The organism is Arthrobacter koreensis, from assembly GCF_035792275.1.
Taxonomy (GTDB): Bacteria; Actinomycetota; Actinomycetes; order Actinomycetales; family Micrococcaceae; genus Arthrobacter_B; species Arthrobacter_B koreensis_A.
The window spans coordinates 281,755-295,633 of sequence record NZ_JAMWKK010000003.1; the positions used below are offsets into that span (position 1 = coordinate 281,755).

Annotated in this window: 13 protein-coding genes; 6 read left to right on the plus strand and 7 right to left on the minus strand. The window is 67.6% G+C overall.

Annotation, left to right across the window (positions count from 1 at the left end):
* The first annotated feature begins 4 nt into the window (after positions 1–4).
* The 4 genes from NGB94_RS04865 to NGB94_RS04880 all read left to right on the plus strand — a co-directional run bounded on the left by NGB94_RS04865 (position 5) and on the right by NGB94_RS04880 (position 3,398).
* Positions 5–790, plus strand: coding sequence for a basic amino acid ABC transporter substrate-binding protein (locus NGB94_RS04865; RefSeq protein ID WP_325789435.1), 786 nt, complete (start codon positions 5–7; stop codon positions 788–790).
* 189 nt (positions 791–979) lie between these two features.
* The gene (locus tag NGB94_RS04870; RefSeq protein WP_325789436.1) at positions 980–1,765 is read left to right on the plus strand and encodes a basic amino acid ABC transporter substrate-binding protein; all 786 of its coding nucleotides are present in this window, start codon (positions 980–982) and stop codon (positions 1,763–1,765) included.
* 79 nt (positions 1,766–1,844) lie between these two features.
* Entirely contained in the window at positions 1,845–2,630 is a 786-nt protein-coding gene (locus tag NGB94_RS04875; RefSeq protein ID WP_325789437.1) for an amino acid ABC transporter permease, read from the plus strand.
* 6 nt (positions 2,631–2,636) lie between these two features.
* Positions 2,637–3,398, plus strand: coding sequence for an amino acid ABC transporter ATP-binding protein (locus NGB94_RS04880; RefSeq protein WP_325789438.1), 762 nt, complete (start codon positions 2,637–2,639; stop codon positions 3,396–3,398).
* Between the two features lie 95 nt (positions 3,399–3,493).
* On the opposite strand, the gene menD is transcribed toward NGB94_RS04880, so the two are convergent.
* Complete coding sequence (gene menD / locus NGB94_RS04885) at positions 3,494–5,212, minus strand: 2-succinyl-5-enolpyruvyl-6-hydroxy-3-cyclohexene-1-carboxylic-acid synthase (RefSeq protein ID WP_418910605.1); 1,719 nt, start codon at positions 5,210–5,212, stop codon at positions 3,494–3,496.
* A gap of 100 nt (positions 5,213–5,312) precedes the next feature.
* Complete coding sequence (locus NGB94_RS04890) at positions 5,313–6,317, minus strand: o-succinylbenzoate synthase (RefSeq protein ID WP_325789440.1); 1,005 nt, start codon at positions 6,315–6,317, stop codon at positions 5,313–5,315.
* A 105-nt stretch (positions 6,318–6,422) separates the two neighbouring features.
* Between NGB94_RS04890 and NGB94_RS04895 the strand changes: the two genes are divergently transcribed.
* A complete protein-coding gene (locus tag NGB94_RS04895) occupies positions 6,423–7,322 on the plus strand; it encodes a phosphatase PAP2 family protein (RefSeq protein WP_325789441.1) in 900 nt (299 codons plus the stop codon).
* Here the strand turns inward: NGB94_RS04895 and NGB94_RS04900 are convergent.
* Genes NGB94_RS04900 through pdhA form a run of 5 tightly spaced genes read right to left on the minus strand, consistent with a single transcriptional unit; the run spans position 7,319 to position 13,049 of the window.
* Positions 7,319–8,551: an MFS transporter gene (locus NGB94_RS04900; RefSeq protein ID WP_325789466.1), complete on the minus strand. Its 1,233-nt coding sequence runs from the start codon at positions 8,549–8,551 to the stop codon at positions 7,319–7,321. The two genes, NGB94_RS04895 and NGB94_RS04900, sit on opposite strands and share 4 nt — an antisense overlap.
* Entirely contained in the window at positions 8,530–9,381 is an 852-nt protein-coding gene (locus NGB94_RS04905) for an MBL fold metallo-hydrolase (protein WP_325789443.1), read from the minus strand. Before NGB94_RS04905 ends, NGB94_RS04900 begins: the two co-directional genes overlap by 22 nt.
* Before the next feature lie 51 nt (positions 9,382–9,432).
* The gene (locus tag NGB94_RS04910) at positions 9,433–10,839 is read right to left on the minus strand and encodes a dihydrolipoamide acetyltransferase family protein (RefSeq protein ID WP_325789444.1); all 1,407 of its coding nucleotides are present in this window, start codon (positions 10,837–10,839) and stop codon (positions 9,433–9,435) included.
* Positions 10,836–11,888, minus strand: a complete 1,053-nt coding sequence (locus NGB94_RS04915) for an alpha-ketoacid dehydrogenase subunit beta (protein WP_325789446.1) — start codon at positions 11,886–11,888, stop codon at positions 10,836–10,838. The genes NGB94_RS04910 and NGB94_RS04915 overlap by 4 nt, the downstream gene beginning before the upstream one ends.
* Before the next feature lie 12 nt (positions 11,889–11,900).
* Positions 11,901–13,049 carry a pyruvate dehydrogenase (acetyl-transferring) E1 component subunit alpha gene (gene pdhA / locus NGB94_RS04920; RefSeq protein WP_418910606.1) on the minus strand — a complete coding sequence of 383 codons (1,149 nt, stop codon included), beginning with the start codon at positions 13,047–13,049 and terminating at the stop codon, positions 11,901–11,903.
* A gap of 210 nt (positions 13,050–13,259) precedes the next feature.
* Between pdhA and NGB94_RS04925 the strand changes: the two genes are divergently transcribed.
* The gene (locus NGB94_RS04925; RefSeq protein ID WP_325789447.1) at positions 13,260–13,709 is read left to right on the plus strand and encodes an Lrp/AsnC family transcriptional regulator; all 450 of its coding nucleotides are present in this window, start codon (positions 13,260–13,262) and stop codon (positions 13,707–13,709) included.
* Positions 13,710–13,879 lie beyond the last annotated feature (170 nt).

A 13,879-nucleotide genomic window follows, 5' to 3' on the forward strand; every position in this document is an offset into this window, starting at 1 on the left:
ACCCATGCACCACAAAGCACGCAAAGCCGTCGCCGCTGTCCTGGCAGCCGGTGCCCTCAGCCTCGCAGCCTGCAGCTCGGGGTCCGATTCTGCTGAGGACTCCGGACTGGGACTGGTCAATGACGGCACGCTGACTGTCTGCTCCAACGTTCCGTTCCAGCCCTTCGAGTACGTGGATGACAACGGGGAATACACCGGTTTCGACATGGACCTGACCCGCGAAATCGCCGCGGGCATGGACCTGGACTGGGAAATGCAGAACGTGAGCTTTGACGGCCTGCAGAGCGGCACCGTGCTGGCCGCCGGCCAGTGCGACGTGATTGCCGCTGCCATGTCAGTCACGCCCGAACGTGAAGCAAAAATGACATTCTCAGAGCCGTACTACGACTCACTCCAGTCGCTGCTGGTTCCGGCGGACTCCTCAGTGAAGTCGCTGGAGGACCTGTCCGGGAAGAAGATCGGCGTGCAGCAGGGCACCACCGGCGAGTCCTACGCCCGGGAGAACGCAGGCGACGCCGAGGTCGTTTCCTTCCAGACCGACGCCGAGCTGTTCCCCGCACTCCAGGCCGGCGCCATTGACGCTGTCCTCCAGGACCTGCCGGTCAACCTGGACCACACCGACGGCGGCGCCTTCACCATCTCCGCGACCTACGAGACGGACGAGGTCTACGGCTTCGCCATGAAGAAGGACGGAAGCGAGGAGCTGGTCTCCGCGGTCAACGAGAAGCTGGCTGAGCTGCGCGAGAGCGGCCGCTACCAGGAAATCTACGACACGTACTTCACCGAATAACCCAGCTGCTGCTGCGCGACGGCGCGGGCCTTGATCCCAGGGCCTGCGCCGTCTGCTGTACAGGGCACGCCCTGCCGCTGTGAGCTTCGGCACCCCTAACGGGATGGATGCGTACAATCAAGACTGCTCGCCATCAAACGTTCGGGGCCGTCTGCGGTCCTGCCCAGCACCAAGAGAAGGTACCAATCCATGCCGTACAAAGCTCGATCTTCCGTCCTGGCCGCTGTGGCCCTGTCCGCGCTGGCGCTCTCCGCCTGCGGCGGCGGAAGTGATTCCGCATCAGACTCGGGGATGAACCTGGTCTCCGAGGGCACGCTCACCGTATGCTCAGACATTCCTTACGCCCCGTTTGAATTCGAAGGCGAAGACGGCGAGTACACCGGGTTCGACATGGACCTGGTGAAGGAAATCGCCACCGGCATGGATCTTGAACTCGCTATCCAGGACGCGGGCTTCGACGGCCTGCAGAGCGGCACCGTCCTGGCCGCCGGCCAGTGCGACCTCGTTGCCAGCGCCATGACCATCACCGAAGACCGGAAGAAGAACCTCACGTTCTCCGACCCGTACTACGACTCGCTCCAGTCCATCCTGGTGCCCGAAGGCTCGGACATCACCAGCATCGAGGACCTGGCCGGAAAGAACCTCGGCGTCCAGCAGGGCACCACCGGTGAAGCCTACGCGCGGGACAACGCTCCCGAAGCCGAGATCAGCTCCTTCCCCTCGGACGCCGAGCTGTTCCCCGCCCTGCAGGCCGGACGGGTCGACGCCGTGCTGCAGGACCTCCCGGTGAACCTGGGCCACACCCAGGACGGTGCTTTCACCATCGCGCAGAAGTTCGAGACCGATGAGTCCTACGGCTTCGCCATGGCCAAGAACGCCAGCGACGAGCTGGTCTCCGCCGTCAACGAACAGCTCGCCGAGCTGCGCGACAACGGCAAGTACCAGGAGATCTACGACAAGTACTTCACCGAATAGCATCTGACTGACCGATTGCCGTCCCGGGCGGGAGACACCGCCCGGGACGGAACCTCACTTCCGCGGAAGGCTCTCCCTCTTGAAACCGTCCACCCGCAGACGCCTCACCCGGGGCATCCTGTATGCCGTCTTCGTCCTGGCCGTCCTCGCCGTAGTCCTGCTCGCGGACTGGAAGGCAATCGGAGTCAACTTCTTCGACCCCGAAGTGGCCCGCAGGGCGTTCCCGGACATCATCACGGTGGCCGTTAAGAACACCGTCGTCTACACCATCATCGCGTTCATCGGAGGCCTGATCCTCGGCCTGGTCCTGGCGCTGATGAAGCTGTCACCCGTGGGCCCCTACCGCTGGGCTGCGACGATCTACATCGAAATCTTCCGCGGCCTCCCGGCCCTGCTGGTTATCTTTGCCATTGCCTTCGCCGTGCCGATCGCGTTCTCCTGGCGTCCGCCCGGCGGCAGCGCCGGCGCAGGCCTGATCGCCCTGATCATGGTTTCCGGCGCCTACATTGCCGAAACGATCCGCGCCGGCATCCAGGCTGTTCCGGCCGGTCAGACCGAAGCTGCCCGTTCGCTGGGCATGGGTCCGGCCTGGACCATGGTCTCGGTGACCCTTCCCCAGGCGTTCCGCATCATCACCCCGCCGCTGACCAACGAGCTGGTTATCCTGATCAAGGACACCTCGCTGCTGTTCATCGCCGGCATGGCACTGCAGGACAGGGAACTGACCACCTTCGCGCGGGACTCCGTCTCCCAGTCCGCCAACGCCACCCCGCTGGTGCTGGCCGCGGTCATGTACCTGATCATCACCCTGCCGCTGACACAGCTGGTCGCCAAACTCGAACGCCACAACCAGAGAGGCCGGTAACCCAGCGTGAGCACAGCTGCAGCAAACCGCACCGGGAACACTCCCGCCATCCAGGTCCAGAACCTGCACAAGTCCTTCGGCGACAACGAGGTCCTCAAGGGAATCGACTTCCACGTCAACCAGGGCGAAGTAGTCTGCGTGATCGGGCCGTCCGGCTCCGGCAAGTCAACCCTGCTCCGCTGCGTGAACCGGCTCGAGGAACCGACATCCGGGACCATCCTGGTGGAAGGCACGGACATCACGGACCCGGAGACGGACCTCGACGCCGTGCGCACCCGGATCGGCATGGTCTTCCAGCAGTTCAACCTCTTCCCGCACCTGAACGTGCTGCAGAACCTGACCCTGGCCCAGCGCCGGGCCAAGAAGCGCGGCAAGGCCGAGGCTGAGGAAACCGCCATGAAGAACCTGGCGAAGGTGGGCCTGGCGGACCGTGCCAAGGCGTTCCCCTCCCAGCTCTCCGGCGGCCAGCAGCAGCGTGTGGCAATCGCCCGCGCCCTGTCCATGGACCCGGACATGATGCTCTTCGATGAGCCGACCTCCGCGCTGGACCCCGAACTGGTTGGCGACGTCCTGGAGGTCATGCGCCAGCTGGCCCAGGAAGGCATGACCATGATGGTGGTGACCCATGAGATGGGCTTCGCCCGCGAGGTCGGAGACCGCGTGGTGTTCATGGACGGGGGCGTCGTCGTCGAACAGGGCGCCCCGGAGGCTGTGCTGGGCAGCCCGCAGCACGAGCGGACCCGTTCGTTCCTTTCCAAGGTTCTCTAGTTTCGAGCCCATACGGCTGAGGCCTGCACCTTCCCGGTGCAGGCCTCAGCCGTATTTTGCATCCGTTGCGGAGCTAGCCGACGGCGTTGCGCCGATCAACCTACGGCGTTGTGCACCGCTGCCCGCACCCGGCGGTGCAGTGCACGCAGGCCGGAGCGCTCCACCTTCACTTCGATGACGGACCGGCCTTTCACCGGTGCCTGCAGTGCGGCCTCCAGGTCCCGGGCCGTCTCCGCGCTCTGGTGCCGCACTCCGTAACCCGCCGCGAGGGCCGCAAGGTCAGCCCGGTGCGGGGTGCCGAAGAAGCGTTCGACGACGTCCCGGTACTCCTCCTGTTCCCCCAGCTCGCCGTGCTCAAGGGTGGTAAAGATGCCGCCGCCGGCGTCGTTCAGCACTACGAGCTGGAGGTCCGGCTCCGCCTCGCCGTCGCCAAGGAGGAGGCCGCCGGCGTCGTGCAGGAAGGTGAGGTCACCGAGCAGCAGGCGGGTGGGGATACCGTGGGCCAGGGCAATGCCCGACGCCGTGGAGATGGTTCCGTCGATGCCGGCCAGTCCGCGGTTCGCGTAGACATCCAGCGGATGCCAGTTCCCGGCAGCCACCAGGTCGACGTCGCGGATCGCGTTGGAGGAACCCAGCACCAGGTTGGCGTCAGAGTTATCCCACACCAGCCCGGCAACGTGCAGGCCGCTCAGACCTGCCTCAGCCGCCAGCAGGTCCTTGATGGCGGCCGCGGCGGCCGCCGAGGCCCGCTGCCAGGATTCGAGCCAGCCGGGCGTTCCCCGCCCCGCGAAGGCAAGGAGGGAAGCCAGATCGGTGACGATGGTTTCGGGCCGCTTTCCCCGGGTGAACCAGTTCACCGGCCGGGGAACGTACAGCGCCTTCTCCACGTCCGGGCGGGCCAGCAGGGCGGCAACCGGGCGGGAGAGCGTGGGCCTGCCGAAGACGACTACGCGTTCAATCTGCGGTCCCAGGTCTGCCAGGAGCAGGCGGTACGCGGTGATTGAGTTCGGGCCAAATCGGGCGTTGGAGGAGGGCTCGGCCAGGAGCGGGAGTCCGGCCCGCCGGGCGAAGATCGCGGCGGTCTCCCCCGCGCCGTCGCCGGCAATCACCACCGTGCGCCGCGTTCCGCCCAGCTCGGCCAGCGATCCGGGGGTTTCCTCCGGCGCGGCGGCCGGAAGCCCTTCGAAGCTGTCCTCCGCGGACCCGAGCGCGTCTGCCTGGGTGGGAACGAGCGGATCACGGAACTGCAGGTTGATGTGCACCGGACCCACGGGTGCCCGCCCGTCCATTTTCGCGAAGGCAGCCGCGATCGGACCTGCAGGGTCCATTCCGGCTTCCACGTCTGCGGCAGCTGCGGGGAAGCGGCCAAAAATCCCGTCCTGCACCGTGGTCTGGTTGGCCCCGGTTCCGTGCAGTTCCGTCGGGCGGTCAGCAGAGAGCACTACCAGCGGAACGCCTGCATGGTGGGCTTCCATAACCGCCGGGACCAGTTCGCCCACGGCGGTGCCCGACGTCGTCACCACCGCAGCCGGGCGCGCCCCACCGCGGGCCAGTCCCAGCGCTGTGAAGCCGGCAACCCGCTCGTCAATACGGACATGGACCTGGACCTGCCCCTGTGTCTGGGCCTCGGCGAGGGCGTAGGCCAGCGGTGCGCTGCGGGACCCGGGCGCGAGCACCACGTCCCGCACCCCGGTGCGGACCAGCGCTGCGATAGCTGACCGCGCCGCCTGCAGGGAGCTGAGTGCGTTGCCCTCCGCGGGCCTGGAGGGCACGGAGCTGGAGGACTGGCTGGACGATAAGGAGGATCCGGTCACTTCTCCATCCTAGGGTTCAGCGTTCCCGGGCGGTGCCGCCGTGCCCGGTAACGGCCCCTGCATGACCCAACCACTGCCCGGGCGGGAAAGCGCCGGCTGGTCATCCCTGCCGGGTGCGCAACTGCGTATGCACGCGGGCCAGCCGTTCCAGCCACCACTGTTTCCGGTCCGGGGCAGCCGCGTGCCGCTCCAGCAGCTCCGCGGAGACCGGTACGTCGCGCACGGCCAGGGCACCGCCGTCGGGCACCAGCGGTTCAGCGGTCACGTCTCCCTCCATCAGCGACAGCGTGCCCAGCCCGCAGGCGTAGGGCAGTACAGGCAGGGAGGCGGCCAGCGCGACCCCGGTGCGGATGCCCACTGATGTGTCCAGCGCGGAACTGACGACGGCGGGAAGCCCGGCTGCTGCCACCACCTCCAGGGCGCGGCGCACCCCGCCCAGCGGCGCAGCCTTGACCACGATCAGGTCTGCGGCGTCCTCGCGGGCCACGAGCAGCGGATCGGTTTCCTTGCGGACGCTTTCGTCCGCGGCCACCAGCACCGGAATCCCGCGGCGTGCCAGTTCCGTGCGGACCGCACGGAGTCCCGGAATGTCCGGAACGGGCTGTTCGGCATATTCGAGGCCGGCTTCGGCCAGCGCTTCCAGGGCGCCGACGGCGGTGGCAACGTCCCAGCCGCCGTTCGCGTCGACGCGGATCCCCGCGTCCGGCAGCAGCCGGCGCACCTCGGCCACGCGGGCGAGGTCCTCGGCGACGCTCTGTCCGCGTTCTGCCACCTTGACCTTCACTGCAGGTACGTCGCCGAATCGGGCCAGGACCCCTTCAACCTGTTCCACGCCCACCGCGGGAACCGTGCCGTTGACCGGGACCGAGCCGCGCACCGGTTCCGGGTACCCCTGCCACGCCGCCTCGATGCCCGCTGCCAGCCAGGCTGCCGCTTCACTGTCCCCGTATTCGGGGAAGGGCGAGAACTCGCCCCAGCCGGCCGGTCCCCGGAAGACCAGCGCTTCGCGGTGGAGTATCCCGCGGAACTTCACCCGCATCGGCAGGCTGACTACATGGGCGTTTTCCTGGAGTTCGGACAGGGACGGAAGGAGGTTCGGATCCACCCGGCCAGCCTACCGCGCAAGCCCGGCACAACTGCGGCACGGAACATCGGGGAAAGCTGAGCGGCTCACAGGAAACCTGCACGGAGGTATGGCACGCTTGAGTGGATGGATACGCGCAATCTCCTGAACAACCGGCGGCCGGTGCGGCGCCTGGCCGGGCACAACCCCGCGCTCTTTCTTTTTGCGGCACTGCTGGCAGCAGCCGGGGCGGCCGTAACGTATTTTGGCTTCGTCCGAACCACCACTGGCCAGCTGGCCGACGAATCAGCGTGGCGGGAGGCGGAGCTCGTGGCACCGGGAACCCGTCTTCCCGCGCTCCGGTTCCTGGACAGCCTGCCGCTGGCTTCGGTGTTCATTGCCCTGGCGGTCATCATTGCGGTGAGCCTGTACCGCAGGCGCTTCTCCCCTGCCGTCATCGCCGTTGCCACCATGGCCGGCGCAAACCTCGCCACGCAGCTGCTCAAGAACCTCCTGCTGGACCGGCCGGACCGCGGCGTGATCACGCTGGCTTTCAATTCCCTGCCCTCCGGCCACACCACCATGGCGGCCTCCGCCATGGCCGCGGTGTTCCTGGTGTCTTCCCCCCGCTGGCGGCCTGCCGCCGCGGCACTCGGAGGCACCTACGCGGTGCTGGCCGGGTCGGCGACCTTCTTCAATCTCTGGCACAGACCCGCCGACGTCGTTGCTGCGTTCTTCGTGGTCTCGGCCTGCACGCTGGTGGGCGGGCTGGTCATGATGCGCACCAACCGGGACTGGAACACCCTGCCCGCAGGCAGCCGCGGTGCGGGTGGGCGGCTCTGGACCGGGCTCACCGCCACGGCAGGCCTGCTGGCCCTGGCACTCTCGGCAGCGCTCTACGCCTATGCCCGCTGGGGCGGCGGAGTGGCCGGCCTCGACGACCGTCCGCTGTACTTCTGGTGCGGGCTCTCGCTGATCGTCGGAGTCGGCTACGTGCTGTCCGCGCTTGGCTCCTGGCTGTTCACGCAGCAGGCCGGCGACCGCTAGGGCCCGGTTCGGCGCCCCTTCGGCACGTACTTCCACAGGACCACGGCACCGGCCAGCCCCATCAGCGCAGTCGCCGCTATCCCGGCGGAGAGTGATACCGCCGCCGTCACGGCCGACAGCAGTCCCGGGCCGCTGAGGATTCCAATGTCAGAGAGCAGCCGCCACAGCCCCAGGAACTGCGGGCGCCCCGGCTGCGGGGAGAAATCCGCACCCAGCGTCATCACGATTCCGGAGCCGATTCCGTTGCCAAAGCCGATCAGCAGCGCGGCCAGCAGCAGCTGCAGGGGCGTCGAGGTCAACGGCAGCAGCCCCAGTCCCGCTGCCATCAGCAGCATGCACGGCACGGCCACGGCCCGCCGGCCGCGCAGGTCCATGACCCGCCCGGCGGGATAGAAGATCAGCATGTCGATGCCCGCTGAAATGCCATAGATCAGGGCGGTCTGGGCCGGATCAATGCCCAGGTGCTGGGCCCAGAGCGGGATCACCGCCTGCCGGGTGGCCCGGACAGCGGCGATGAGCAGCACCCCGATGCCCACCGTGCCGAAGACGCGTGAGTGGCTCCGGAGGATGGAGCCGATGGTGGGCGGAGCCACGGCCTCGACTGCTTCCTCCAGCTGCGCGCTGCCGGAAGGCCTGCCCGCGGGACCCCGCACGCTCAGGTCCGGAACGGTCAGGCTCAGCAGGCCGGCAGCGAAGGCGGCCACGGCACCCACCCAGTACGCCCCCGGCGTTCCGGCGAAAGACATCACACCGGCAGCCGCAAACGGTCCGATGAACACGCCGATGCGGTTGGAGCCGCCCAGCGTGGAGAGCGCGCGCGCGCGGAAATGCAGCGGCACTGCTTCGGTAACGTAGCTCTGCCGTGCCAGGCCAAAGACCGCTCCGGCCATGCCCACCATAAAAACTGACAGGGCGAAGACCCAGAGCACCGGCACCGAAGCGGCCAGCACCATGGCCAGGGCGCACCACGCGGCCGCCCCTACGAGGGCCCACTTCTCCCCGAACCGGGTGGTGACCAGGGTGGCAGGAACGTTGGTGAGCAGGGATCCGATGCCGGTCAGCGTGACGATCGCCGCCGCGAGTGCCACCGTGGCGCCCAGGTCGCGTGCCGTGAGCGCAACAACCGGCAGGATTGCGCCGATCGCCGTGCCGTACAGCACGGTGGGCCCGAAGGCCGGGACGGCGATGCTCCGCAGGCTGAAGGTATCTATTGCTTCAGCCACTTCCAGCGCGCAAGGGTGCGCAGCCGCGTCAGCAGCGCCCGGGACTGCTCCGGGCCGTAGGGCAGGATCGGAATGGCTTTGGTCATGTCGGTAGAGGCCTGGTCCATGGCACTGCGCGTCACCGCGACGGCGGTGCGCATCTTGTTCATCTGCGTGGTCACAAAATCCATGTCCACCGGTTTGCCGTGGCCGGGCACCACCGTGCTGTACAGGTCTTCCAGGGCTACGATCTTGCCCAGCGTGCGGATCCATTCCTTGGGGTATGAATCGCCGAAGTTCGGGTCGGCTCCCTGCTCCACCAGGTCCCCGGCGAACAGCACGTCTCCGGCGCCGACCAGGAGGTCATGGTCCGTGTGGCCGCGGCCCAGGTGGAACAGCGTCACGGACATCCCGCCGAGGTCCAGGTCCACCGGAGCACCGTCAACCAGTTTCTGCGGCGCCACAATGGCTGTGCCCGGCCCGGTGCCGGCTGCCATGCCCGGCTCGACGGCGGCAACGGAGGAACGCTGTTCCTCACCCGAGGCGGTGATCGTCCGGGCGCAGTCGCTGGTCGCCCAGATTTCCTCGACGCCGTTGTCCATCAGATAGGCGTTGCCGAAGAAGTGGTCGAAGTGCGCATGCGTGTTCACGGCGATGACCGGCAGGCTGGTCAGCTTCCGGACACCGTCCAGCAGAGCCTTCGCCTGGGCGGGACCGGCTCCGGTGTCCACCAGCAGCGCCCGTTCCCGGCCAATCACCAGGCCGGAGTTCATTCCCCAGCCCGGGCTCGACCGCACATAGGTGTGCGGTGCCAGCTCCAGCCAGTCATCGGGGGTCTGCGGGTGGGTCTGGGTCATGGCATCCGTCCTTCAGGTATCTGCGCTAACCAACCTACCGTGTGCCGGGGGTTACAGGTCAGCCAGGACGCTGCCCGGGTTCTCTATTGCATCCGCGACGTAACGAAGGAATCCGCCTGCCGTGCCGCCGTCGCAGACCCGGTGGTCAAAGACCAGGGTCAGCTCGGTCATTTTCCTCACGGCCAGCTGTCCGTCAACTACCCACGGCTTGTCGATGATGCGTCCAATCCCCAGGATTGCCGACTCCGGGTAGTTGATGATCGCAGCGCTGCCGTCCACGCCGAAGACCCCGTAGTTGTTCAGCGTGAAGGTTCCGCTGGTCAGCTCCGCCGGGGTGGCTGCGCCGGAACGGGCCGACGCCGTCAGGCGCCGGATCTCGGCGTCCAGTTCCCGGGCGCTGAGCTTCTCGGCGTGCCGGATGGAAGGAACCATCAGGCCGCGGTCGGTCTGTGCGGCGAAGCCCAGGTTCACGCCGTCGAAGGCAACCAGCTCGGCATCCGGACCGGCACCTGCCACGTAGCGGGTGTTCAGCTCCGGGAAGCGGCGCAGGCCGGCCAGGGTGAACCGGGCCAGGAAAGCCATCAGGCCCGGGGTATTCTCCGGGTCCCGGCGCTTGAGGTCCGCGCGCAGTTCCAGGAGCGCGGTGGCATCCACGTCCACCCAGACGGTGGCTTCCGGGATCTCGCTGCGGCTGGCGCTGAGGTTCGCGGCGACGGTGCGGCGCAGGCCCTTGACCGGGGTGCGGGACGTGACGGCCAGACCGGAACGGGGATCCGTGTCGCCCTCGGCCGGAGCGGCCGGCGAGGCAGGTACGGGAGCCGTGGCGGGCGCGGCGGACGAACCGCCGCTGATGGCCAGTTCGACGTCGCGGCGCAGGATCAGGCCGTCGGGTCCGGTGCCGGGGACAGAACGCAGCGCGATTCCGGACTCGCGGGCCAGGCGGCGCACCAGCGGAGAGATGCACCGGGGAGCTTCGAGCGCAGCGGGAGCCGGGTCGGCGACTGCGACTGCTGCGGGTGCCGGAGCTGCAACGGCCTGAGCGGCTGCCGCGCGGCGCGGCGCCCGGGTGCGGCGGTTGGTGCCGTGTCCGCCCGGGGTTCCGTAGCCGATCAGCACATTGCCCGAACCGGCCCGTTCTTCCTGCCGGTACGCTTCTCCGGCGGGGTCCGGGTCACTGGGGGCGGCCGGTGCCGTTTCGCCCGGCGCCGGGGCCTGCGCCGTCGTGCGCACCGAGATCAGGGGCTTGCCGACGTCGATGCTCTCCCCCGCAGCGCCGTGCAGGGTCTCCACTACGCCCGCGAAGGGTGAGGGGACCTCCACCAGCGACTTGGCGGTCTCGACTTCAGCCACCGGCTGGTCCACGGCAATCGTGTCCCCCTCGGCGACCAGCCAGTTCACCAGTTCCGCGTCGGTCAGGCCTTCGCCCAGGTCAGGGAGCAGGAAAGTACGCACGCTCATTTGTCCTCCCACTGCAGTTCATCAACGGTGTCCAGGATCCGGTCCACGCCCGGCAGGAAGAAGTGCTCCAGTTTCGGTGCCGGGTAGGGGATGTCGAAGCCGGTTACCCGCAGCACGGGAGCAGCGAGGGAATGGAAGCAGCGTTCCTGGACGCGGGCGACAATCTCCGAGGCAACGGAGGCGAACCCGGGGGCTTCGGAGATCACGACGGCGCGGCCGGTCTTGCGGACGGACGCGCATACGGTTTCGTCGTCGAAGGGAACAATGCTGCGGATGTCGATGACTTCCAGGCTGCGCCCTTCTGCGGCAGCGGCCTCCGCGGCGGACAGTGCCGTTGAAACGGAGGGGCCGTAGGCGATCAGGGTCGCGTCGGTTCCTTCGCGGGCCACCACGGCCTTGCCGATCGCCGGGCCGGCTTCCGGAGCGCTGTCCTTAAAGGGCGCGCGCAGGGCAGCGAGGTCTACGTCTTCCTTGGTCCAGTACAGCTTCTTGGGCTCCAGGAAGACCACCGGGTCCGGGAAGCGGATGGCTTCGCGCAGCATGGTGTACGCGTCGGCGACGGTAGCCGGAGCCAGGACGGTCAGTCCCGGGGTGTGGGCGTAGTAGGACTCGGAGGAGTCGCAGTGGTGCTCCACTCCGCCAATGCCGCCGGCGTACGGAATCCGGATCACCAGGGGCAGTTTGACCTTGCCCCGGGTACGGTTGGACATTTTCGCGACATGGCTGACCACCTGCTCGAAGGCCGGGTAGGCGAAGGCGTCGAACTGCATTTCGACAACCGGGCGGATCCCGTTCATGGCCATTCCCACGGCCATGCCCATGATGCCGGATTCGGCCAGCGGGGTATCGAAACAGCGCTCTTCACCGAAGCGTGCGGTCAGGCCGTCGGTGATGCGGAAGACGCCGCCCAGCGGGCCGACGTCCTCACCGAACATCACCACGGTTGAATCCGCGGCCATTTCGTCTGCCAGGGCGGTGTTCAGCGCCTTCGCGAAGGTCAGGCTGACGCGGGTGTCTTCGGGCGCAGGCGCCTGTGCTGTGACTGTCATTGGTGGCTCCTGTTAGTCCTGTGCCCGGGAGAGCTCGTCCGCGAGCAGTGCGGCCTGCTCGGCGAGCTGCGGGGTGCGGCTGTCATAGACAAAGTTGAAGAGGTCCATGGGCTCGGGCACGGTGTCCGTGTTCAGGCCTTCGCGGATGCGTGCTGCAACCGTCTCGGCTGCGGCGGTCATGGCTTCTTCTGCCCCGCCGTCGAGCATCCCCAGTCCGGTGAGGTAGGTGCGCAGCCGGGTCAGCGGATCGCGCGGAACCCACTTGGCAACGTCGTCCTCGGAACGGTACCGGGTGGCGTCGTCGGCGTTGGTGTGGGCCTGCATGCGGTAGGTGTGCGCCTCAACCAGAGCGGGGCCGCCGCCTTCGCGGGCACGCTCGACGGCGGCGCCCAGTACGGCAAGCAGCGCCGCGGCGTCGTTGCCGTCCACCCGCTCGCCGGGCATGCCGTAGCCGATTGCCTTGTGCGCCAGGGACGGCGCAACGCTCTGGTTCTTCAGCGGCACGGAGATTGCATATTCGTTGTTCTGCACAAAGAAGACCACGGGTACGTGGAAGACGGCGGCAAAGTTAAGTGCCTCGTGGAAGTCGCCTTCACTGGTGGCGCCGTCGCCGCACATGGCCAGCACCACGGTGTTCTCGCCGCGGAGCTTCGCTGCGTGCGCGACGCCGACGGCGTGCAGCAGCTGGGTGGCCAGCGGGGTCGCCTGGGGTGCCACGTTGTGCTCGTAGGGGTCGTAGCCGGCATGCCAGTCACCCTTGAGCAGGGTCAGGACCTGCAGCGGATCAACGCCCCGGTGCACAACGGCCACAGTGTCGCGGTAGGTGGGGAACAGCCAGTCGCCGTCGGACAGTACGGCGGCCGCGGCAATCTGGCATGCTTCCTGGCCGTGGGAGGACGGGTAGACGGCCAGGCGGCCCTGGCGGACCAGCGCGTTGGCCTGGTCGTTGATGCGCCGTCCGGTCACGAGGCCTTCGAAGGCGGCCTTCAGCGCCTCGCCGTCGGGCAGCGGGTACTTTTCGCTGCGGCGGTGGGAGCCGTCAGCATCGATCAGCTGAACGGGTTCGGCGGAGGGCAGCATGGTGGCCGTGCGGTCCTCATTGTCCTCCGGCCGCGTGCCCTGAGCGGACCCGGCGCGTGTGTTGCCGGTGGGAATTGTCATTGGAATCTCCGTCTGCCGCGGCGGATGCCGAAGGGGTTTCCGGGCGTCCCGGCTCCTCCGGCTTGGGTGGAATTTCTGTAAGCCCAGTATGCGGAATAGGACGATTAGCATCCACCGCGGGCCGAAATCCTAGATTTTTTGTATCCCGGTGCGTATTGTGATGGACAAGTTGCAAAAGTGAGCTGGATTACTTTGAAGGACGTAGACACTATGGCGGAGACGCATGCGGCACTGGATGAGATCGACAAGCGGATCCTGGCGGAGCTGACCAGGGACGGCCGCGCGTCCGTCAGCGCCGTGGCCGAAGCGGTCCACATCTCCCGGGCGCACGCCTACTCCCGCATCTCCAAGCTGACCAGTTCCGGCGTCCTTACCCGCTTCACTGCACTGGTGGATCCGGTGAAGGCCGGGCTGCGCTCGAGTGCCTACGTGACGATGAAGGTCCGCCAGCAGTCCTGGCGGGAGCTCAAGGAAGTACTGCGCAAGATCCCCGAGGTGCACCATGTGGCCCTGGTGGGCGGGACGTTCGACGTCATCCTGCTGGTCCGTGCCGAGGACAACCTGCACCTGCGGCAGGTCATCTTCGACCAGCTGCAGTCCGCGCCCGGCGTGCTGGACACCCAGACGTTCCTGGTCTTCGAGGACCTCGACGTCCGCTGACCCCTCCCCTCCCCGAGATAGCAGAAACTGCCCGTCTGGAGCTGGCGGGTTCTAGCGGTCGTTGCAACACCTGAGAATTTCGGGAGTTGCAACGACCGTGTCTGTTTCATCAGGAAAGCAGTCCCGTCCGCGGCATAGCGCGGAGCAGAGAGCAGCGTTCTTCGTGGTCT

What these genes read in the sequence shown, in the direction of transcription:
- NGB94_RS04910 (WP_325789444.1), bottom strand. Translation starts at nt 10,839, where the DNA reads ATGAGCGTGCGTACTTTCCTGCTCCCTGACCTGGGCGAAGGCCTGACC.
- NGB94_RS04865 (WP_325789435.1), top strand. Translation starts at nt 5, where the DNA reads ATGCACCACAAAGCACGCAAAGCCGTCGCCGCTGTCCTGGCAGCCGGT.
- NGB94_RS04895 (WP_325789441.1), top strand. Translation starts at nt 6,423, where the DNA reads ATGGATACGCGCAATCTCCTGAACAACCGGCGGCCGGTGCGGCGCCTG.
- NGB94_RS04905 (WP_325789443.1), bottom strand. Translation starts at nt 9,381, where the DNA reads ATGACCCAGACCCACCCGCAGACCCCCGATGACTGGCTGGAGCTGGCA.
- pdhA (WP_418910606.1), bottom strand. Translation starts at nt 13,049, where the DNA reads ATGACAATTCCCACCGGCAACACACGCGCCGGGTCCGCTCAGGGCACG.
- NGB94_RS04870 (WP_325789436.1), top strand. Translation starts at nt 980, where the DNA reads ATGCCGTACAAAGCTCGATCTTCCGTCCTGGCCGCTGTGGCCCTGTCC.
- NGB94_RS04915 (WP_325789446.1), bottom strand. Translation starts at nt 11,888, where the DNA reads ATGACAGTCACAGCACAGGCGCCTGCGCCCGAAGACACCCGCGTCAGC.
- NGB94_RS04925 (WP_325789447.1), top strand. Translation starts at nt 13,260, where the DNA reads ATGGCGGAGACGCATGCGGCACTGGATGAGATCGACAAGCGGATCCTG.